Origin of the sequence: Gilliamella sp. Choc6-1, assembly GCF_001690385.1 — a bacterium.
Classification (GTDB): Bacteria; Pseudomonadota; Gammaproteobacteria; order Enterobacterales; family Orbaceae; genus Gilliamella; species Gilliamella apicola_A.
The window spans coordinates 109,691-131,008 of sequence record NZ_LZHI01000066.1 but is presented as its reverse complement, the minus strand read 5'-3'; the positions used below and the strand labels follow the sequence as shown (position 1 = coordinate 131,008).

The following is a 21,318-nucleotide window of genomic DNA, read 5'->3' as shown; positions in this document are numbered from 1 at the left end:
TCGGCTGATGTTATATCTATCCAATTTGCTAGATTAAATACTGTAGAGTTTTCAACAATCGACAAAATTAAAATTAATTTGAAAATTAATGGATAAAATTTACATTATGATCACTCAGTGCAATTCCCCCCTAACTGTATCAAGTTGCCGTGGTAATGAAGCAAACCAAATCGACCTAAACAGTCAAGCACTGTCGACTCACAGTTTTGGCATGAAAGGAATGAAATCACCCGTAACATGGGGCGATTTGGTGAACTCAATTGTCATCAACAATTTTATAGCCGTGTTCGATTGCTTAATCAAAAAGTCAAGATCAAAGGCGACCAAAACAAACCGTTTGAATGTCATGATCAATATAATGTTGCCGATAAGCTTGGCAAAATGAGCGACAACTACAGAGGGCTGAAAATTTTAACCCACGATTAAAAAAGCCCGACTAAGTAGCATCAGCCACCAACCGTATAACCATGGACAATTACCGGTTGAGCTGAGCTATAAAGGCTAGCATGAACACTTTTATTTTGATAGGGCAGATAACTTACAGGGTATTGAATTACCACTTGATGAGTTAAAACATGCATCACATGCCCCAAAATTACCGCAACCCCATATAAACTCTAGATAGTAGTTAATAAAATTAAAATTTAGGTGCTGGTGGGCGAATACGCTTTTTGGTAAAACCATTATCAGATATTTCTGATTTATTGGCTCTACGATTTCGTTTTCCACTGGAAGTGCCACCAACTAAACTCATCTTCATTGGCTTATTAAGTATACGTACTTTTTCAAAGTGCTTTAAGATGTCTTTTGGCATTCCTTTTGGTAACTCAACCGTTGAATAAGTGTCATATAGTTTAATATTACCAATATAACGGCTGCTAATATCTGCTTCGTTAGCAATTGCACCAACAATATGACGGACTTCGACTCCATTTTCTTTACCAATTTCGATACGATACATATCCATATCTCCTACATCGCGGCGTTCGCGACGTTTTGGTAATTCTCGATTATCACCACGTAAACGATGCTCACCACTGCAGCTATCTCGATCACGTATTTCATGAGAAGATTTAAACACTGGGTCAGGAGGAAGAATTAATGGTCGTTCGCTTTGTGCTAATTTTAATAAAGCAGTTGCAATTGTTTCCAAATCTGCACAGCTATCAGCTTGTATTTGCGCTAACAATTTCTGGTATTGATTTAAATCATTACTTTGAAGTTGCTTTTGCACTTGCTCAACAAATTTGGTTAAACGGCGTTTTTCTAGCAACTCTTTAGAAGGTAATCCCACTTCTGGAATTGTTTTTTTAATTGTTCGTTCAATATTTTTAAGTAAACGGCGCTCACGGCTATCAACAAATAAAATAGCTCGTCCTGCACGACCAGCTCGTCCTGTTCGTCCGATACGGTGTACATAAGATTCAGAATCTAAAGTAATATCGTAATTGATAACCAAACTAATACGTTCAACATCTAAGCCTCGAGCTGCAACATCAGTCGCAATTAAAATATCTAAACGACCACTACGAAGACGATCTAGTGTTTGTTCACGTAATTGTTGTGTCATATCACCATTTAATGCTGCACAACTGTAACCATGTTTCTCAAGAACTTCAGCCACTTCTAACGTTGCTGATTTTGTACGAACAAAAATAATCGCTGCATCAAAATCTTCCGCTTCTAAGAAACGAATAATAGCTTCATTTTTACGCACTCCTCGAACTAACCAGTAGCTTTGTTCGATATCAGGTGCTGTTTGATTCGTTCCCTTGATTTGTACTTCTTTAGGGTTATGCATAAATCGTTTAGTAATACGACGAATTGGAGCTGGCATAGTCGCAGAAAATAGCGCAGTTTGATGATCTTCGGGAATCGTAGCCATAATACTTTCAACATCATCAATAAAGCCCATTCTTAACATTTCATCAGCTGCATCGAGTACTAATCCTTTAAGACTAGTAAGATCCAAAGTTTTACGATTTAAATGATCAAGTAAACGGCCTGGTGTCCCCACCACAATTTGTGGACCTTGTTTCAAAGCTCGTAATTGTACGTCGTAGCGCTGCCCACCATACAGAGCAAGCACTTTTACACCTTTCATGTATTTTGAATATTCCGAACAGGCATCTGCTACTTGAATAGCTAGTTCACGTGTTGGTGCTAACACTAAAAGCTGTGGTACTTTTAGATTTGGATCTATATTCATTAAGAAAGGAATCGAAAAAGCAGCTGTTTTACCACTTCCTGTTTGAGCCATTCCCAATACATCGTGACCCTCTAATAATAAAGGAATACACTCAGATTGGATTGGTGATGGTTTGGTAAAACCAAGATCATTTAATGCATTAAGGATATCCTTGGATAATCCAAGGTCAATAAAAGAAACTTCTTTTGTCATGTAAACTCGCTTATAAAAACTAGATATATATATACTTGCTTTCTTAAAGTACTGCCTTACTACTATTTATCAATAGCTCGAATAATTGTGATTAGCTTTAACCAATCTAATAACAAATATTATTTCGTAATTTTCTAACGAAAGAAAGTATACATGAATATAATGCCAGCTCACTAAATTGAAAATTTACAACTCACTACTATAACTAACTACGAATATTGATTAAATTAGTAAAAGTTGTGAATGTTACATGGACAAATATAAAACCTGTTCCATACTCTGATCTAAATTTGGATAAAGCCGACTAATAATATCAACAAATCTTATTAAGATACTATTAATGGCAAATCAGAACTAATTTATAACAATATTTTCACTTTTAAAACTGGCATGACCCTTGTTACTTTTCTTCAAGTAACTTTACTTCATAGAGTGCCTGTTGATGTTCAACAAAGTTATAAATATTATTCGTTAAAGCATATTTAAATAACATTTTGGCACGCTCTTTATCACCTTTACTCTGGTAATACTTACCTAAGTAAAAGTATACTTCACAAAGACGCTCGGCTAATTGCCGATTATTTTCAACGCCCCGTTGAATATTTTGCATTAATTTAGATTCGGAAATTTTGCCTAAATAAAATGCAATAATGTTACTACTATAAATCGTTTTGTCATTTATCAGATTATAACGGTTTTGTAGCATATTTAAGGCTTTTTTATCATCAATCTCTTTTTCAATTAGATAAAGCCATAAAATTCTGATCGGCTCATTTATATCATATTGATAAAATTTAATTGCATCATAATCTGCTGCTTGATAATGTCCTGTACGATACAATGTAATTGCTCGATTCAAATAAGCATAAGCATAAGTAGGGTCTAATTCTAACGTTGTATTAAATGATATTAAAGCAACTTCAAAATCCCCTTCTCTTAATGCGTAAGTTCCTAGAAAATTATATACATCTGGAATTTCTGGGTTAAAACTAAGTAGATGAGAAAAATCACTTTGTGCAAACGCTTTAAAACCTAAGGAGTCATAAATAATTCCCCTCTCAAAAATAAGTTGCATCCTTGTGGTTGTATTAATATTTCTTCGAGATAACTGCTGGCTTATCTGAGCAACTCTTAATTCATTATCATAAGAAACTTGCTCAGGAATAGCTAGTATAGGTAGAGAATTAGTGCAACCTGACAAAAGTATAACAGCAAGTAGACAGCATACAATCCTCAGGTTAAACAATCTCATATTTAACTCCTAGTGAGTAATATTTTATTCTACAGAGTGCACAGCTTCCGGTAGTGTTTCTATTGCATCCTTCATACTTAATCGGATTCGTCCTTGTCTATCAATTTCCAATACTTTGACATTCACTTCTTGTCCTACCTTTAAATAATCACCGACTTTCTCAACTCGGTGATCTGCAATCTGAGAAACATGAACAAGACCTTCTTTACCACCAATAACTGATACAAATGCCCCAAAATCAACGATTCTGGTTACTTTTCCGGTATAAATCTTTCCAATTTCAACATCTGCGACTAAATTAGTGATACGATCCATTGCATCTTTAGCTTTATTGCCATCTGATGCTGCAATTTTAACAGTACCATCATCAGTGATTTCAATTGTGGTACCTGTTTCTTCGGTTAATGCTCGGATTGTTGCACCACCTTTACCAATAATATCACGAATTTTTTCTGGATTAATATTCATTGTGTAAATGCGTGGAGCAAATTCTGAAATCTCTTGGCGAGGTTTATTAATCGCCTGATCCATTACATCTAAAATATGTAAACGAGCACCTTTCGCTTGATTAAGTGCTACTTGCATAATTTCTTTAGTGATACCTTCAATTTTTATATCCATTTGCAATGCGCTTACACCTTCACGTGTACCTGCTACTTTAAAATCCATATCTCCAAGATGATCTTCATCACCTAAAATATCAGACAATACGACAAACTTATCGCCTTCCTTCACTAAACCCATTGCAATTCCTGCAACTGATGATTTAATTGGCACACCGGCAACCATAAGTGCAAGTGAAGCACCACAAACAGAAGCCATTGAAGATGAACCATTTGATTCCGTAATTTCAGAAACAACACGCACAGTATATGGAAAATCTTCTTTGCTTGGCATTACAGCTGCAACACCTCGTTTAGCCAAGCGTCCATGACCAATTTCTCGACGTTTTGGTGACCCAACCATACCTGTTTCACCTACAGAATATGGAGGAAAGTTATAATGCAGTAAGAAACGTTCTGTATATTCGCCGGTTAGTTCATCAATAATTTGTGCATCACGCTCTGTACCTAATGTGGCAGAAACTAATGCTTGGGTTTCACCACGAGTAAATAATGCGCTACCATGTGCTCTTGGTAATAAATTTGTACGTATATCTAACGCACGAATCATATCTTTTTCTCGCCCATCGATACGTGGTTCCCCAGCAATAACACGCTTACGAACAATTTGACTTTCCAACTCAACAATAATATTAATCACTTCGTTTTCATCGAGTTCGTCATTTTGTTCTTTTAGTGTAGCTAAAACTTCTTCTTTAATTAAATCAATTTTTGCATAACGTGCTTGTTTTTCAGTAATACGATAAGCTTCACCAAGGCGATCTTTAGCTAGTTCTGAAATAGCATTATATAGCGCTTCATTCTTAGCTGGTGGCACCCAATCCCACTTTTCACGATTTGCTTTAGCTACAAATTCATTAATATTGTCTATAACAACTTGTTGTTGTTCATGCCCTAAAACTACTGCAGCTAACATTTGCTCTTCTGACAATAAATCAGCTTCTGATTCCACCATTAATACAGCACTTTTAGTACCAGCAACAACCAAATCTAAACGGCTATTTTCAAGCTCCTTCACTGATGGATTTAGCACAAACTCATTATTAATCAATCCAACTCTTGCTGCCCCAATAGGGCCATGGAATGGGACTCCAGACAAACAAAGCGCAGCAGAAGCACCAATCATTGCAACTAAATCAGGACTAACATCTGGATTTACCGAAACAACTGTTGCAATAATTTGGATTTCATTAACAAATCCTTCAGGGAATAATGGGCGAAGGGGACGGTCAATTAAACGTGCAATTAGCGTTTCACCTTCACTCGGGCGACCTTCGCGTTTAAAAAAACCACCAGGAATTCGCCCAGCTGCATAAGTACGTTCTTGATAATTAACTGTTAAAGGGAAAAAGTCTTGGCCTTCCTTCACCTTTTTTTGAGCAACAACAGTTACAAATACTGCGGTATCATCCATATTTACCATGACTGCCGCCGATGCTTGACGAGCTAAAATCCCTGTTTCTAAAGTAACTGTATGACGCCCATATTGAAATTTTTGATATGTTGGATTAAACAAAATAATGCCCTCTTGTAATTTAATATGTTGAAGTTTTTAATTCGAAAGGAAGTAACAATAATTCAATTTATTGATACTCACTTCAACAGTGTGGGGAATAACCAACAAAAAGACTATTTCACTGTCACGACTAATGACAAATCTATAAATTATAGAGTTCTCATTAGTCGCGCGAAACATGAGATATAATCTTTTATTTGTTGTGTTATATAAAAGTATTAATTTTTTGAGGCTTATTGCTAGATCAAAGCCTCAATATTTTTCAAGAAAAAGAGGCCTAAGCCTCTTTTCAAGTAGATTATAATTAGCGACGTAATCCTAATTTTTGAATTAATTGATTATAACGATCAATATCTTTACGACGTAAGTAATCTAATAATTTACGGCGACTAGATACCATGCGTAATAAACCACGACGGCTGTGGTGATCTTTCTTATGTTCAGAAAAATGACCTTGCAAGTCATTAATACGTGCAGTCAAAAGAGCAACTTGAACTTCAGTTGAACCAGTGTCATTAGTACCACGACCAAATTCAGCCACGATTTTCGCTTTAGTTTCTACAGTTAGAGACATAATAAACCTCTTAAAAATTAATATAAAATATGGGATGTCCAATCTCTAATTCAGACATACCTCGGTATTCATATAATAAATATATAAACCGTCCGCAATTATACTCAAATTTAATAAAATAGCAATGTGATTCCGCTAAGCACCGAGGATTTACTTAAGTTCAAAACCATATTCTTCTTGAATAAGTTTTTTAAGTGCTTCTATATAATTTTGTGCTGAAATACTCAATTGTGCTTTTTGTGAAGTAATCCAACCAATTAATATTTTTTCTTCTACATCAAGAGGAATCGATAAAATGTCTGAGCCATTCAAATCGGTACTTAGCACACCAGTACTAATTGTATAACCATTGAGTCCATGCAATAAGTTAAATAATGTTGCTCTATCGCTAACATGTATACTTTTTTTATGATAAACCGTACTTAAAATCTCTTCTGAAAAATAAAAAGAATTATACTCTCCTTGTTCAAAAGATAGATAAGGATAATCTTCAAGATCATTTAAGGTTAATGACTTCATTGCTACTAAAGGGTGATTAGTACTAATAAATACATGGGGAGCAACCTCAAAAAGAGGGTTGAATGTTAGTCGATGCTCTTTAAGTAAACGTGAGATTACTTTTTGATTAAAATCGGTCAGATATAAAATTCCAACCTCACTGCGCAAATTTGCTACATCAGTAATAATATCATAAGTCCTTGTTTCTCTCAGCGTGAATTCATATTCATCAGTATGATTTTTTTTAATAAGGTTAACAAATGCATTAACGGCAAAGGCATAATGCTGTGTTGATATGCTGCATAATTGTTTAGAAGGCTCTTTTTTAGAATAGTGTTGTTCTAATAGTTCGGCTTGATCTAAAACTTGCTTAGCATAACCTAAAAACTCAACACCATCAGTGGAAAGAGAAACACCTTTAGATGTGCGCACAAATATTTCAATACCAAATTCATTCTCTAGCTCTTTCACTGCTGTTGATAAGCTCGGTTGCGTAATGTATAAATTTTTGGCTGCTTCATTAATCGAGCCTGAACGGGCGATTTCCAAAATATAACGTAATTGTTGAAGTTTCATAATGTCAGTTAATTGTGTAACATAAACTATTTTAGTTAACACAAATATATACTAAATAGTATTTAATTGAAGTAAATAATTGTTGTCATTTTTATACTCAATCGAATCTTTTCCTGAAAGTTTTTAACAATAATTTACTTTCTATTAAGCCCAGAAAAATGGCTGAAGAAGCTACGGACTTAATTATAAAATTATTTTAGCTATATTGGTCAAAACACAATTAATATTGAAATATAGCAAAATACTCATTATTTAACTGGTAATACACTAAAAGAAGTTTTCATAAATCAATTTGATACTCATAAGCGTTGAAACAGTAATTAGCATTGGTCTGATTAGTTTACGACCTTTAGTAATGACCATCTTAGCGCCAATCCTTGCGCCTATAAATTGACCAACTAGCATCACAAGACCAATTGACCATATCACTTCGCCCCCAACAATAAAAAACAGCAAACCAGCTAAATTTGAGGTGAAGTTTAATACTTTGGTATGAGCCGTTGCTTTGGTTAAATTAAATCCTAACAATGTAATATAGGCTAAAGCATAAAATGAACCCGCACCAGGACCAAAAAAACCATCATAAAATCCAATGCTAAAAGCGGGAATTAAAGCAAATTGGATGAGTGAAAGCCGGTTTTTACAGTCGTTTTCCCCTATGTTTTGGGAAAGTAAAAAATACATCCCGACACCAATGGTTAAGATAGGTAATAATAGTTTTAAAAAGTCAGCTTTGATATGCATCACTAATAATGAACCAACTGCTGAGCCAATAAAAGCAAAAGTAATTGCCCATTTTTGCTGTATTATATCCACCATACGCTGATGAATAAAATATAAGCTAGCAGAAAATGATCCACCACAACTTTGTAATTTATTTGTGGCCAATGCACTTGTGGGCGGCAGACCAACTGCAAGTAAAGCCGGCACGGTTAATAAGCCACCTCCCCCCGCAATTGAATCAATAAAACCAGCTAAAGTTGCAATTATGAACAGTAAAATAAACAATTCATAATTCATAACGAATTTACATCATTACATTGTGCACGATAGCGAAGATAATGGTCCATAAGTACAATAGCTACCATAGCTTCGGCTATTGGTACAGCTCGAATTCCTACACAAGGATCATGTCGACCACGAGTACTAACTTCCACTGATTCATTATAAATATTGATTGATTGACCTACTAGACCAATACTTGGTGTCGGTTTTAAAGCGATATTAGCCAAAATAGTTTGGCCCGTACTAATTCCCCCCAAAATGCCACCGGCATGATTAGAAAGAAAGCCTTGTGGCGTAATCTCATCACGATTTTCGCTACCACGCTTATTAACAACAGCAAAACCATCTCCAATTTCAACACCTTTTACTGCATTTATGCTCATTAACGCATGTGCAAGATCTGCATCAAGTTTGTCAAATACTGGTTCACCTAATCCAATAGGAACATTTTCAGCAACAATACAAACTTTAGCCCCAATCGAGTCGCCTTCTTTCTTTAAATTTCTGAGTAACTCTTCAAGTAATTCTAATTTACTTTCATCTGCACAAAAAAATGGATTATGCTCAACCTGTTGCCAATCGCTTAACTCACATTCAATATCACCCATTTGAGCTAAATAACCTCGAATTTCGATACCAAGCTTTTCACGCAAATATTTTTTAGCTATTGCGCCAGCAGCAACACGCATCGCCGTTTCACGAGCAGAAGATCTTCCACCACCTCGATAATCACGTATTCCATATTTTTTTTGATAAGTAAAATCAGCATGACTTGGTCTAAAAATATCTTTAATTTGGCTATAGTCTTGTGAACGCTGATCCATGTTTTCAATTATTAAACCAATACTCGTACCTGTTGTTATTCCATCAAAAACACCCGATAAAATTTTCACTTGGTCTGCTTCGCGGCGTTGGGTGGTATAACGTGATGAGCCAGGTCGACGACGATCGAGATCCCTTTGCATATCGGATTCCGTCAAACTTAGTCCAGGAGGTACACCATCAACAATACATCCTAAAGCAATCCCGTGTGACTCACCAAAAGTAGTCACTTTAAATAACTTTCCAATTGAGTTTCCAGCCATAATAATTTTATTCCAATTATTGAAAACAGCTTATTTAAAATAGTCATGATATTGGATGAGATTTTCAAGTGTAATTGAAAAAACACCATGCCCACCATGTTCAAAATCAATCCAATTAAAAGGAACGTTAGGGTATTGTTTTTGCAAACTTATCCAACTATTACCCACCTCACAAACTAATACTCCATTTGGAGCTAAATAATTTACTGCATCGTTTAAAATTCGTTTAACTAAATCCAATCCATCAAATCCAGCTTCTAGAGCTAATTTTGGCTCATACAAAAATTCTACAGGTAGATCACTCATGTCTTCATCATCAACATAAGGAGGATTTGAAACAATAAGGTCGTATTTTTTTGGTGGAATATCATTAAATAGATCGGACTGGATTGGTATTACTTGAAAATCCATTTCATGTAATTCGATATTTGTCTGAGCAACATCTAATGCTTCTAATGAGATATCTGTTATATCAACTTGAGCTTTGGGAAAAGCGAAAGCGCAAGCAATGCCAATACATCCACTACCTGTACATAAATCTAAAATATTTACAGGATCACTAGATAATAGTGTGCGAAATTGATTGTTAATTAATTCTCCAATTGGAGAACGGGGTATTAAAACTCGTTCATCAACATAAAAACAATGCCCACAAAACCAAGCTTGATTAATTAAATATGGAGTTGGCACCCGATCTTTAATTCGTTTTTGAATAATATCGAATAGCTGCTGCTTTTCGTTATTAGTTAAGTTTGCATTATAAAATTCTGGTGGAATAAATAACGATAGACCAAGGCTACCTAAAATAAGCTGTTTTGACTCATCAATAGGATTATCGGTACCATGCCCAAGATAAATTTCCGATTGACTAAATTGTGAAGTTGTCCAGCGTATAAAATCCTGAACAGTACATAAATTTTCCATTAGTGCTCCCAATAATCGAGGAGAAAGGAATAACTTGTCATTTCAGGTAGCTTACATATACAAGATGTATATTGCCAAAATAATATTAAAAGCTATATCTGATATTCACAGTGAACAAGATGATCCTATCATCCTTCAATGACTTAATTTTAATGGCGGTGAGGAAGGGATTCGAACCCTTGATACGTTGCCGTATACACACTTTCCAGGCGTGCTCCTTCAGCCACTCGGACACCTCACCTATTCTTTAATAGAAGACTGCATACTATAATGATCATAAGATAATTAATCAAGTATTTTAATTGGTACAAACAATAATACCAAAAGCCGCAATAATACCTAATATAACCAGTACTGAAATTAATGCATATTTTAGATCTATATTCATATCTGTATCTCCACTCATTTTACTGGTTTAGCTTAAGTAACCTATTTAACTGACGCATTAAATGAAGTTATAGCATTATCTATTTATTGATTTTTCATACCCAAATATTTAGGTGCAAAATCAAGTAACATTTCAACTGCTTCATCTAAATAGGCATCTGGTCGCTTATAGTTTTTAGGAAGATCATCCATTTTAGCAATTATAGGAAGACCTGCTCTACTTAAGCGCTCATTGATTCTTTTCAAATCACGATCTTCATTGCTTTTTTGCTCTGCTTCGCGCTCTATTTTATTTAAAGACACACTATATTGGGCTTCTGTTTTATCATTAAATTGTTTGATATCTTCTCCAATATAGGTAAACTCAGGATTTTTTGCAATTCGTACCAAATGCTGAGATTTTAGCTCTGATAAAAATGGCTTTATATTTGCAATAATAGAATATTTTGCTGGCTGTATTTTATCCCATGGCATTGCGTTATCTAAAAACCTTTCACCAGTTTCATCTATATATTTGGTGTTGATCATTTCAATATCTGGCTCTACGCCTTTAAGTTGAGTACTACCGCCATTAATGCGATAAAACTTTTGAACCGTATATTGAACACCACCGAGCTCTGGCCAATTAGGATGTAATCTCGCATCTACTGGATAAGCAATATTCCGAGATGTTTGTACTGTACCTTTACCATAAGTGGTTTCGCCAACGATTAATGCTCGACCATAATCTTGCATAGCAGCCGAAAATATTTCAGAAGCCGATGCGCTGTAATGATTAATCAAGACAACAATTGGACCAAAATATTTTATTCCTTTCTTTTTGTCATCATAAATAGTCACTTTTTGTAGATTATCACGAACTTGAACAACAGGTCCTGAGTCAATAAATAATCCAGTTAAAGTAATTACTTCAGCCAATGAACCCCCACCATTATCTCGTAAATCGATAACAAGACCTTTTAAATTATCTTTATTAGCTTGCGTCAATAATGAATTAACTTTTTCTGTTAGTCCTATGTAAAAGCTAGGAATTTCAATAACCCCAACTTTTCCTCTAATATTATCAATAATAGTTAATTTTGCTTCACGATCTTCAAAATGAATTTTATCACGAGTAATTTCTACAACTTTAGGTTTACTATTGTTACCAGCTGGTAAAATTTCCAATTTAACTACCGTGCCTTTTGGTCCACGAATTTTGTCAACAATATCATCTAAACGCCAACCAATAACATCTTCAATAGGCGTATTACTTTGTCCCACGCCAATAATTTTATCCCCTACAGCTAATAGTTTACTCTTTTCGGCAGGACCACCTGTTACAAAAGACATAATTTCTGTGTAATCTTCCTGTTGGCTTAGTGTGGCACCAATACCTTCCATTGATAAACTCATTTCTGAATCAAAATCACGTTTTTTACGTGGTGCTAAATAGCTTGTATGTGGATCAATTTCTCTAGCAAAAGCATTCATAAATATTTGAAATGCATCTTCATTTTTTGATTGAATTAATGTTTTTAATACTCGAGTATAACGTTTAGTCAAAATGTCTCGAATTTCTTTTTCGCTTTTTCCAGACAGTGACAAATTTAACTCATCATATTTCACGCGTTTATTCCAATAAGTATCGAGCTCTTTTTCAGTTGTTGCCCATGAAATATCATCTCGTTTAAAATTGATACTTTCTTTCACCGAAAAATCCATAGGTTTTTGTAAAACTTCAAGCGCGAATTTATATCGATTGTATCTTTTTTGAATTGAAAGATTATAAATATCGTAAGCGGTGGTTAAATTGCCGTTTAACAATTCTTCCCCTAAATACTCTTGCTTACCTCGAAAACTATCAATATCACTTTGTATAAAGTAAGTCTTGCTTCCATCTAATAATTTAAAGTAACGATCAAAGATTTTAGCTGAAAATGCACCATCTAATTGGAAATTACGATAATGTGATTGCGTAAAATAGTTTGTTACGCGATTGGTAACAATTTGATGAATCTGATCTTGTTTTAATATTGGTAATTGTTCTATTGAAGGCGTTTTGGCCTGAGCACCTTGGCTAACAATAAACAATACAAAACTTAATTTAATTATTCCTTTTAATAATTTATTCATTTGTATTCTCTATTTATTAATAATATGCTCAGGTTTAACTGTTAATTCCATTCCAGAGCCGACTTTTACCTTTATATGCTCTTTTTCTATTTTTAGAATCTGGACTGTTAGTAGTTTTCTACCTAAAATTACTTTAACAAAATCACCAATTTGTAGGATTTTAGCGTTATTTTTAGCTTTTCTTAATGGTGAGCGAGCTGTTTTGCGTTTCTCTTTTGCTTGCTCTTTTAAACGCTCTTTAACCTTCTCTTTACTTTCTTTAAGCTGCTGTTGAGCATATTCCATTTGCTCTTGGGTAATTAACTCTCCCTCATTCCCATCTAAATCAACACGATGCAAACCAACTTTTATACTATATAAATAACGCCAACTCATTGTATAAGTACGTAATGCAACTCGAAGTTTTGTTTTACTTAATTCTGCTTTCCCGTTTAAACGAGAAAGAATATCTTGAAAAATACCAATCTTTAATGGTTTAACTTCCCCTTCAATAGCGAAACAATTAGGAAATTGTTGAGCTAAATAAGCAATAATTTCTTTACTATTTGTTAATTGAAACTGGTTTTCCATTCGTTTTTCCGTCGTGGCTAAAATTTTATAGCGCTAAAGTATAGCGTAGCTTTCACAATAACACTAATTATCTTTTATTTTTTGTTTATAAAAGTAATAAAATCATTAACACTGTTTTGCATTAACAATTAAGTAATTATTAATTGCTCAATAGCCGATATAACATAACTTATTATTTCTTATTTAATAAATAATAATTTTTACTATAAAAAGCAAACTACCAATATAATATTCAGAAGTTTTAGCTTCATCGCTAGTACATTTGCAAAATGTTCAATTTTCAGTTCTTGTTTTTCAATCGATACTTCATATTATCGTAATTATCCCTAAATAGTTGACAGTTCTTTGTACTATAATCATCTTCTCATTTTAATTGCTCCACTTTTCAAACAATAAAAAATTTTTGAGAAATTAAGGAAATGTCAATACACTCATTAAGTGACCAATTATTGTAATTAACCAATTTTAATACTAAAATTGGCTAATTTAGTAATTTTGAAGCTTATCATATATAAAATAATTAATAAATTGACGAAGAAACGGCATAGTTTTAACTACTCCCAATAATAAGGTTCTGATTCGGTAGCTTTTAGAAACTGCGTTTGTTGAACTATATACGAAAAAAGAATTTTTTATTTCATTATACTTTGATTTAGATACTTCAAAAATTTGACTAAGTGATTATATCAATACAGTAACAAAACAAATTATCAAGAAGATAATTGATATATGAAGCGCAATAAGCCCATGAATAATAGGAAAATTTTAGCCGCTCAATTTATTCTAATAGAAATATAATGCGGCATCATCAAAGGTAGACTAGATCTTTTAATTTTCATAAGAAATATTTTGATTAATTCTTATTGCTGTGGTCTATTAAGTTTTACTGATAATGCAAAAAATAGTTTTTAGACTTACTGTATATTTTATCGTTCGTAGATTACACATACCCTTTAAATTAAAATACAATTCTGGACAAAATAATTCATTTCGTTATACTTATTAATGAAATTAACCAGACAATCGCTGCTTTGTTGTTGTCCTTGTGAAAATAGTGAAATAAACAAAGGGGAGGAAAGTCCGGGCTCCATAGGGCAGAGTGCCAGGTAACGCCTGGGAAGTTTTTGCGATAGCGAAAATTTACGACTAGTGCAACAGAAAGTATACCGCCGATGGCTTATTTATAAGATCAGGTAAGGGTGAAAGGGTGTGGTAAGAGCGCACCGCGTAACTGGTAACAGTTGCGGCACGGTAAACTCCACTCGGAGCAAGGTCAAATAGGGATTCATTAACGCGGCCCGCGTTGAATCCGGGTAGACTGCTTGAGCTAATGCGTGAGCATTAGCCTAGAGGAATGATTGTCCACGACAGAACCCGGCTTATCGGTTAATTTCACTTTTCTATTTTTTTTCTATTATTAATTGATGTGACTTTAGATTGTTTTTTATTAGCTAATGAACGTTTGACAGCAAGCCAAATTGAAAAAAGTAATCCTAAAACTAATAAAAACACAGGAATTATCATCAATAATGACATAATTTGTTTTTCATAAGTCTTGAAAATTGGCGATAAGCCAAATAGGTAACCTAAAGTGACAATTAAAAAGATCCATAATGTCGCACTCACCCAATTATAAATATGAAATTTTCGACTGTGTAGCCCTGATAAGCCAGCCATCATTGGCATTAATGTACGGACAAAAGCAATAAATCTCCCAATAAATAGTGCTTGTAACCCATATTTATGGAATAATAGTTCTGTTTTATGATGATATTTTTCGGGTAAATTCGCCATCCAACCTTTTACTATTTTCGTATTACCAAGCCACAACCCTTGAGCATACCCTAACCAAGTTCCCAGAGCAGCACCAGCAATTAAAATCACATTAATTAGACCGAAATGGAAGACATCTAGACTAATTAACACTCCTGTTAAAAACAGTAAACTATCACCTGGTAAGAAAGCTGCTGGCAAAAGACCATTTTCTAACAAAATGATCACAAATAACATGCCATATAATGACCATAAAACATTAGGGTTTGAGAGTGTTGCTATGTCCATATTAACAAACGCTTGATAAAGTGTAATGATTGTTTCCATTTATTTTGATATCCCACTATGTATTTTTATTATTAGTTAATAATACCACCAACCGTCAAATTATCCACTTTTAAAGTAGGTTGCCCAACTCCTACTGGTATACTTTGCCCTGCTTTACCACAAACACCTATGCCTGGATCTAATTCAAGATCATTGCCCACCATTGATATTTGTTGCATAGTTTCAATACCTGAACCAATCAATGTTGCGCCTTTAACTGGTTTAGTTACTTTGCCTTTTTCAATTAAATAGGCTTCGGATGCAGAGAAGACAAATTTGCCAGATGTGATATCCACTTGCCCACCGGCAAAATTAGGTGCATAAAGTCCATACTCAACACTGCTAATAATATCATCAAAACTTGAATTTCCATGCAACATATAGGTATTTGTCATTCTGGGCATAGGTAAACATGCATACCCTTCACGACGCCCATTGCCAGTTGAATGTGTATTCATCAATTTAGCATTCAGTTTATCAAACATATACCCCTTAAGAATGCCATTTTCAATGAGCACTGTTTTTTGACTTTGTGTGCCTTCATCATCAATAGTGAGAGAGCCACGAAGATTACTAATCGTACCATCATCTACAATAGTGCAAAGTTCTGAAGTAACTTTTTCTCCTATTTTCCCTGAAAAAACAGAACTATTTTTGCGATTAAAATCGCCTTCTAAACCATGCCCTACCGCTTCATGTAATAATACACCAGGCCAACCCGCGCCTAAAATAACTGGCATTGAACCTGCAGGTGCTGGTATAGCTGATAATGAAATCAGTGCTTGTTTTACAGCATCACGAGTATAGCTATCAGCATAACTTTCTGCCGTTTTAGGATTTTTCATTAAAAAGTAATCGTAGCTAAAACGTCCCCCGCCGCCACTATTACCTCGTTCACGTATACCATCTTGTTCAACAATAACAGAAATAGATAAACGCACTAATGGTCTAATATCTGCACACAATGTTCCATCAGTCCCTGCTATTAATATATCTTCATAGCTACCAGTCAAACTAGCTGAAACCTCAATAACTCGTGAATCGATTGAACGGGCTAATTGATCTATTTGCCTTAATAACGCAATTTTCTGTTCTTGAGAAAATGAATTAATCGGGTTTAATGATTGATATATTGGCGTTACATCTATTGTTTTTAATGGCGTAATAGCCATTGGCGTTTTTAGTTTAGTAATAGAATTAGCTGCCAGTACACTTTGTTCCAAACGTTTTAAAGAAAGCTGATCAGTATAAGCGAAACCTGTTTTTTCCCCAATAATAGCTCTCGCACCTACCCCTTGATCACGATGAAAAGTAGCATTTTTAATAATGCCATCTTCAAGCGACCAACTTTCATAGTATCCTGATAAAAAATATAAATCACCATAATCAATTTGCCTCGAACTCAGTATATCCAATAAACGAAATATATCTTGTTGGCTTAGATTATTCGGATTAAGTAGTCGTTCACTAACTTGAGTTACTATCATAAATTCCTTCAATTTAAATTTTTAGACTAACCAAATAGTTATAATTATTAATACATTACTTAAAATAAACAATAATCTTTGTTTTATTTATTAGCAGTCATCAGTTTTAATATAATTAATTTATAACTTAAAAACATACAAAAATTTATCTTATTAAATTAATACAACATCATATTGTTCTTGAATATAAAGTGGCTCTACTTTTACTTCAACATGTTTACCAACAAATACTTCAACCTCTGCTAAAGCATGTGATTCATCACTGGTTAAGGCATTTACAACAGCAGCAGAAGCATAAACCAAAAAGTATTCGGAACGATGAGCTTTATGAACACGGACTATTTCACGTAAAATTTCGTTACAAATTGTTTCAACCGATTTAACCATCCCGCGGCCTTTACATGCTGGACATTCCTCACACAAAATATGTCCAATACTTTCCCTTGTTCGTTTACGTGTCATTTCAACCAGTCCTAGGGTTGAAAATGAGTTAATGGTGGTTCTAACTCTATCTTTTGATAAAAAATCCTGTAGTGATTGCAATACACGTTCGCGGTGCAAATCTTCTTGCATATCAATAAAATCAATAATAATAATTCCGCCCAAATTACGTAAACGTAGCTGCCGCGCAATAGCTATCGTTGCTTCAATATTGGTATTAAAAATCGTCTCTTCTAAATTTCGATGACCAACAAATGCCCCTGTATTAATATCAATTGTTGTCATAGCTTCAGTTTGGTCGATAATTAAATAGCCACCTGATTTTAATTTTACTTTACGATCAAGTGCTCGTTGAATTTCGTTTTCTGTATCATAAAGATCAAATATCGGAGCGCTACCACAATAATGCGATAATTTACTAGTCACTTCAGGCATGAATTCTTTCGTAAATTCCAATAAGAGATCATAAGTAAGTTTTGAGTCAACCAAAATTCGTTCTATTGGATCACCAACAAAATCACGCAATACTCTTTGAGATAATTGCAACTCACCATAAACCAAGTTTTTGCTAGTTGGGCGTGCCATACGCTGCTGTATCTTAGCCCAAAGGCGTTTTAAAAAATTAGCATCCTGTTCTAACTCATGCGCACTTGCACCTTCCGCTGCGGTTCTAACAATAAACCCACCTTCTTCTGTCACATATTGCTCGACAGTTCTTTTAAGTCTTTCGCGTTCTTCTTCACTTTCAATACGTTGTGATGTCGCAACATGAGCTGAGTTAGGGCCAGGCATAAATACAAGATAACGTGATGGCAAAGTAATATCCGTAGTTAATCTTGCCCCTTTTGTTCCTAATGGATCTTTAACGACTTGTACCATTAAGTCTTGACCTTGACGGACAAGTTCAGAAATATCTTTAACTTGAAATTGCTCTTGTTCACTATCCGATACACATTCTGTATGTGGCATAATATCTGATGCATGTAGAAAAGCAGCTTTTTCCAAACCAATATCAACAAATGCAGCCTGCATACCTGGTAAAATACGGATAACTTTTCCTTTATATATATTACCTACAATCCCTCTGCGTGACTCACGATCAACATGGATCTCTTGTAATACACCATCTTCAACATAAGCAACTCGCGTTTCAGAAGGTGTTACATTCATTAATAATTCAACAGTCATAAACTTTCCTTTAATTAATCACAAAGCTCCGTCTTATTAGTCGCAATAATAGATAAAATACTATCCATAATATACCATCAACACAGCTTGATAGTAGAATTAAAGGAGATATGGTAATGGTATGATATATAATTGCTTGAAATAAAAAAACCAATAAGTTATAACACAACAATACGCCAAATATAATGAACGACTGCTGCCATAAAGCTAAATTGCGTATCAATTGAAATTTGAAAATTAGTAAAAAGGCAATAACCGAAAAAATAAAAGCATGTATACCCAATATTGTTCCTGAACATAAATCAATTATAGTTCCAAATATAAAAGCTGTACCTATTCCCACACGATGAGGAAGGGCAATTAACCAATAAGCTAAGATCAACATAAAAAAATGTGGTTTAACCATATTGTAAGTTGGTGACCATGGTATAATTTGAGCAAATAATCCTAATAATAATGTTACCCAAATAATGAAGACACCTCTACGGTCTCTCATGTTGTACTCCTTGATCTATTCCTAACAATAATAAATAACGTAGTCGTTTTAAGTCTGCTGTAGGTGTTGCTGAAATAAGTGGCGAAGAATCACTAATATCAATTTTTACCGAACTAACTATCGCAACAGGATACCCCTCAGGAAACCGTCCATCCAGTCCAGAAGTAACAAGAACATCACCAACTTTGACATCAACATTATTTGGCAAAAAATCGAGCGTTAAATCGTTATTACAACCATTACCAACAGCAACCATTGATATATCATTTCTTTGCACTTGTACAGGTATTGCATGTTGATAATCACAAATTAGGATTGCTCTACTTGTATTTTGTGCTGTTTCATAAATTTGTCCAACAATACCCTTTTCATCAATCACGGGTTGACCGACATAAACGCCATCATGTTTTCCTTTATTAATGACAATTTGATAAATGTAAGGATCTGTATCTGTTAATAAAACTTGTGCAACTCTTTTAGGCTCTTTTATGTGTATCGGAGAACCAAGCAATTCTCTGAGTCTATTATTTTCATGCCTTAAATGTTCCAATAATAAAAGATCAACTTTTTTATTCAATAATTCTTCATGCAGCTTCTCATTTTCATTTGCTAATGCTTCTCTAGTTTTTGACATTTCGTAAAGCGAATCAAACGATGCTCGAGGCGCATTTGAAATATTGTAAAGTGGCGAAACAATAGTATCTAAATAATAACGAACTTCTTTGAAAGGTTGGTAGCTTACGTCTAAAACAATTAAAACGGAAGCAAGAGTCAAAGAAGCTAATAATTGCACGCTAAGAGGGGATCGTTTAGAAAAAAGTAATTTCATTGCTCAATACTTTACCTGCTATATATTCAAGTTTTATATATAATGATATGAGTCCGCCGGCTACTGCGGCGGAAAAGATAATTAAGATGCTTAGCTATTAAGCATTTTATTATTTAATTGAAAGCAAAATGATAATACATTAATACATATAGTTTTTACTCTTCACTAAACAGATCACCACCATGCATATCAACCATATCCAGAGCTTTACCTCCGCCTCTAGCAACGCATGTCAATGGATCTTCAGCAACAACCACATGAATACCTGTTTCTGCAGATAATAGTTTATCAATATTACGTAATAATGCGCCACCGCCTGTTAAAACCATACCATGTTCTGAAATATCGGAAGCAAGCTCCGGTGGACATTGTTCTAACGCAACTTTGACCGCACTAACAATACCACTAAGTGGTTCTTGCAATGCTTCTAAGATTTCATTCGAGTTTAGAGTAAAACTACGCGGAACACCTTCAGCCAAATTGCGACCTCTAACTTCAATTTCAAGAACTTCGTCACCTGGATAAGCACTACCAATAAAGTGTTTAATTTTCTCTGCCGTTGCCTCACCAATTAAAGCACCATAATTGCGGCGAACATAATTGATAATTGCTTCATCAAATCGATCACCGCCAATACGCGCAGAGGCAGAATAAACAACGCCATTTAAAGAAATAACAGCAACTTCAGTGGTCCCACCACCAATATCAACGACCATTGAACCTGTTGGTGAAGACACTGGCAAATCAGCACCAATCGCAGCGGCCATAGGCTCTTCAATTAAATATACTTCACGTGCCCCAGCGCCTAATGCTGATTCACGAATAGCTCTACGCTCCACTTGTGTAGCGCCAACTGGCACACATACAAGTACACGGGGACTTGGTCTTAAAAAACTGTGACTATGAACTTGGCGAATAAAATGCTGTAACATTTTTTCAGTAACAGAAAAATCAGCAATAACACCATCTTTCATCGGTCTTATTGCAGCTATATTACCGGGAGTTCGCCCAAGCATTTGTTTCGCAGCATGACCAACAGCAGCAACACTTTTAGGTGTCCCTGAACGATCTTGGCGAATGGCCACAACAGAAGGTTCATTTAGTACAATACCTTGCCCTTTTACGTAAATAAGAGTATTGGCTGTACCTAAATCGATCGATAAATCATTTGAAAACAAGCCGCGAACTTTTTTGAACATAATAAAAACTTTTCCTAGAATTAATCTTAACTTAAGTATATTTAAATATGAT

Annotated in this window: 19 protein-coding genes, 1 tRNA gene and 1 other RNA gene; 2 read left to right on the top strand and 19 right to left on the bottom strand. The window is 34.6% G+C overall.

The annotated features are described in order from the left end of the window. Positions 1–237: 237 nt before the first annotated feature. On the top strand, positions 238–426 hold the full coding sequence (locus A9G36_RS09005) for a hypothetical protein (RefSeq protein ID WP_065569412.1): 189 nt from the start codon (positions 238–240) through the stop codon (positions 424–426). 20 nt (positions 427–446) lie between these two features. On the opposite strand, the gene A9G36_RS10380 is transcribed toward A9G36_RS09005, so the two are convergent. From A9G36_RS10380 to proQ, 13 genes are all read right to left on the bottom strand, one after another. After that, complete coding sequence (locus tag A9G36_RS10380) at positions 447–581, bottom strand: hypothetical protein (protein ID WP_255305680.1); 135 nt, start codon at positions 579–581, stop codon at positions 447–449. 56 nt (positions 582–637) lie between these two features. Next, positions 638–2,401 (bottom strand): DEAD/DEAH family ATP-dependent RNA helicase, encoded by a 1,764-nt coding sequence (locus A9G36_RS09000; protein WP_081296685.1) that lies wholly within the window; start codon positions 2,399–2,401, stop codon positions 638–640. A gap of 400 nt (positions 2,402–2,801) precedes the next feature. Continuing rightward, a complete protein-coding gene (gene nlpI, locus A9G36_RS08995; protein ID WP_034943844.1) occupies positions 2,802–3,653 on the bottom strand; it encodes a lipoprotein NlpI in 852 nt (283 codons plus the stop codon). Between the two features lie 24 nt (positions 3,654–3,677). Then, a complete protein-coding gene (pnp, locus tag A9G36_RS08990) occupies positions 3,678–5,792 on the bottom strand; it encodes a polyribonucleotide nucleotidyltransferase (RefSeq protein ID WP_034943847.1) in 2,115 nt (704 codons plus the stop codon). A gap of 304 nt (positions 5,793–6,096) precedes the next feature. Then, positions 6,097–6,366: a 30S ribosomal protein S15 gene (rpsO, locus tag A9G36_RS08985; protein WP_034943850.1), complete on the bottom strand. Its 270-nt coding sequence runs from the start codon at positions 6,364–6,366 to the stop codon at positions 6,097–6,099. Between the two features lie 150 nt (positions 6,367–6,516). Beyond that, positions 6,517–7,440: a LysR family transcriptional regulator gene (locus tag A9G36_RS08980; RefSeq protein WP_034944753.1), complete on the bottom strand. Its 924-nt coding sequence runs from the start codon at positions 7,438–7,440 to the stop codon at positions 6,517–6,519. Between the two features lie 267 nt (positions 7,441–7,707). Then, positions 7,708–8,460, bottom strand: a complete 753-nt coding sequence (locus A9G36_RS08975; protein WP_065569413.1) for a TSUP family transporter — start codon at positions 8,458–8,460, stop codon at positions 7,708–7,710. Beyond that, positions 8,457–9,530, bottom strand: a complete 1,074-nt coding sequence (gene aroC / locus A9G36_RS08970; RefSeq protein ID WP_034943855.1) for a chorismate synthase — start codon at positions 9,528–9,530, stop codon at positions 8,457–8,459. Before aroC ends, A9G36_RS08975 begins: the two co-directional genes overlap by 4 nt. Before the next feature lie 30 nt (positions 9,531–9,560). Further along, on the bottom strand, positions 9,561–10,454 hold the full coding sequence (prmB, locus tag A9G36_RS08965) for a 50S ribosomal protein L3 N(5)-glutamine methyltransferase (RefSeq protein WP_051825038.1): 894 nt from the start codon (positions 10,452–10,454) through the stop codon (positions 9,561–9,563). Between the two features lie 153 nt (positions 10,455–10,607). After that, a tRNA-Ser gene (locus tag A9G36_RS08960) sits at positions 10,608–10,695 on the bottom strand. A 57-nt stretch (positions 10,696–10,752) separates the two neighbouring features. Beyond that, positions 10,753–10,842 (bottom strand): cytochrome bd-I oxidase subunit CydH, encoded by a 90-nt coding sequence (cydH, locus tag A9G36_RS10045; protein WP_176701033.1) that lies wholly within the window; start codon positions 10,840–10,842, stop codon positions 10,753–10,755. Positions 10,843–10,925: 83 nt separating this feature from the next. Further along, entirely contained in the window at positions 10,926–12,956 is a 2,031-nt protein-coding gene (prc, locus tag A9G36_RS08955; protein ID WP_034943861.1) for a carboxy terminal-processing peptidase, read from the bottom strand. A 9-nt stretch (positions 12,957–12,965) separates the two neighbouring features. Beyond that, positions 12,966–13,526, bottom strand: a complete 561-nt coding sequence (proQ, locus tag A9G36_RS08950; protein WP_065569414.1) for an RNA chaperone ProQ — start codon at positions 13,524–13,526, stop codon at positions 12,966–12,968. A gap of 1,007 nt (positions 13,527–14,533) precedes the next feature. On the opposite strand from proQ, the gene rnpB reads away from it, so the two are divergent. Next, positions 14,534–14,924, top strand: an RNA gene (rnpB, locus tag A9G36_RS08945) — RNase P RNA component class A. Here the strand turns inward: rnpB and A9G36_RS08940 are convergent. The 6 genes from A9G36_RS08940 to A9G36_RS08915 all read right to left on the bottom strand — a co-directional run bounded on the left by A9G36_RS08940 (position 14,919) and on the right by A9G36_RS08915 (position 21,266). Beyond that, entirely contained in the window at positions 14,919–15,626 is a 708-nt protein-coding gene (locus A9G36_RS08940) for a DedA family protein (protein ID WP_034943867.1), read from the bottom strand. The genes rnpB and A9G36_RS08940 overlap by 6 nt on opposite strands. 32 nt (positions 15,627–15,658) lie before the next feature. Then, complete coding sequence (gene tldD / locus A9G36_RS08935) at positions 15,659–17,113, bottom strand: metalloprotease TldD (protein WP_034943870.1); 1,455 nt, start codon at positions 17,111–17,113, stop codon at positions 15,659–15,661. Positions 17,114–17,266: 153 nt separating this feature from the next. Continuing rightward, positions 17,267–18,742, bottom strand: coding sequence for a ribonuclease G (gene rng, locus A9G36_RS08930; protein WP_034943873.1), 1,476 nt, complete (start codon positions 18,740–18,742; stop codon positions 17,267–17,269). A gap of 10 nt (positions 18,743–18,752) precedes the next feature. Next, entirely contained in the window at positions 18,753–19,238 is a 486-nt protein-coding gene (mreD, locus tag A9G36_RS08925) for a rod shape-determining protein MreD (RefSeq protein ID WP_034943877.1), read from the bottom strand. Next, positions 19,225–20,067, bottom strand: a complete 843-nt coding sequence (mreC, locus tag A9G36_RS08920) for a rod shape-determining protein MreC (RefSeq protein WP_051825039.1) — start codon at positions 20,065–20,067, stop codon at positions 19,225–19,227. The genes mreD and mreC overlap by 14 nt, the downstream gene beginning before the upstream one ends. 155 nt (positions 20,068–20,222) lie before the next feature. Further along, positions 20,223–21,266 (bottom strand): rod shape-determining protein, encoded by a 1,044-nt coding sequence (locus A9G36_RS08915; protein ID WP_034943880.1) that lies wholly within the window; start codon positions 21,264–21,266, stop codon positions 20,223–20,225. Positions 21,267–21,318 lie beyond the last annotated feature (52 nt).

Bases quoted from the DNA above. Each gene is read 5' to 3' on its own strand.
- A9G36_RS09005 (WP_065569412.1), top strand. From the start codon at position 238: ATGGGGCGATTTGGTGAACTCAATTGTCATCAACAATTTTATAGCCGT.
- A9G36_RS10380 (WP_255305680.1), bottom strand. From the start codon at position 581: ATGCATGTTTTAACTCATCAAGTGGTAATTCAATACCCTGTAAGTTAT.
- A9G36_RS09000 (WP_081296685.1), bottom strand. From the start codon at position 2,401: ATGACAAAAGAAGTTTCTTTTATTGACCTTGGATTATCCAAGGATATC.
- nlpI (WP_034943844.1), bottom strand. From the start codon at position 3,653: ATGAGATTGTTTAACCTGAGGATTGTATGCTGTCTACTTGCTGTTATA.
- rpsO (WP_034943850.1), bottom strand. From the start codon at position 6,366: ATGTCTCTAACTGTAGAAACTAAAGCGAAAATCGTGGCTGAATTTGGT.
- A9G36_RS08980 (WP_034944753.1), bottom strand. From the start codon at position 7,440: ATGAAACTTCAACAATTACGTTATATTTTGGAAATCGCCCGTTCAGGC.
- A9G36_RS08975 (WP_065569413.1), bottom strand. From the start codon at position 8,460: ATGAATTATGAATTGTTTATTTTACTGTTCATAATTGCAACTTTAGCT.
- aroC (WP_034943855.1), bottom strand. From the start codon at position 9,530: ATGGCTGGAAACTCAATTGGAAAGTTATTTAAAGTGACTACTTTTGGT.
- prmB (WP_051825038.1), bottom strand. From the start codon at position 10,454: ATGGAAAATTTATGTACTGTTCAGGATTTTATACGCTGGACAACTTCA.
- cydH (WP_176701033.1), bottom strand. From the start codon at position 10,842: ATGAATATAGATCTAAAATATGCATTAATTTCAGTACTGGTTATATTA.
- prc (WP_034943861.1), bottom strand. From the start codon at position 12,956: ATGAATAAATTATTAAAAGGAATAATTAAATTAAGTTTTGTATTGTTT.
- proQ (WP_065569414.1), bottom strand. From the start codon at position 13,526: ATGGAAAACCAGTTTCAATTAACAAATAGTAAAGAAATTATTGCTTAT.
- A9G36_RS08940 (WP_034943867.1), bottom strand. From the start codon at position 15,626: ATGGAAACAATCATTACACTTTATCAAGCGTTTGTTAATATGGACATA.
- tldD (WP_034943870.1), bottom strand. From the start codon at position 17,113: ATGATAGTAACTCAAGTTAGTGAACGACTACTTAATCCGAATAATCTA.
- rng (WP_034943873.1), bottom strand. From the start codon at position 18,742: ATGACTGTTGAATTATTAATGAATGTAACACCTTCTGAAACGCGAGTT.
- mreD (WP_034943877.1), bottom strand. From the start codon at position 19,238: ATGAGAGACCGTAGAGGTGTCTTCATTATTTGGGTAACATTATTATTA.
- mreC (WP_051825039.1), bottom strand. From the start codon at position 20,067: ATGAAATTACTTTTTTCTAAACGATCCCCTCTTAGCGTGCAATTATTA.
- A9G36_RS08915 (WP_034943880.1), bottom strand. From the start codon at position 21,266: ATGTTCAAAAAAGTTCGCGGCTTGTTTTCAAATGATTTATCGATCGAT.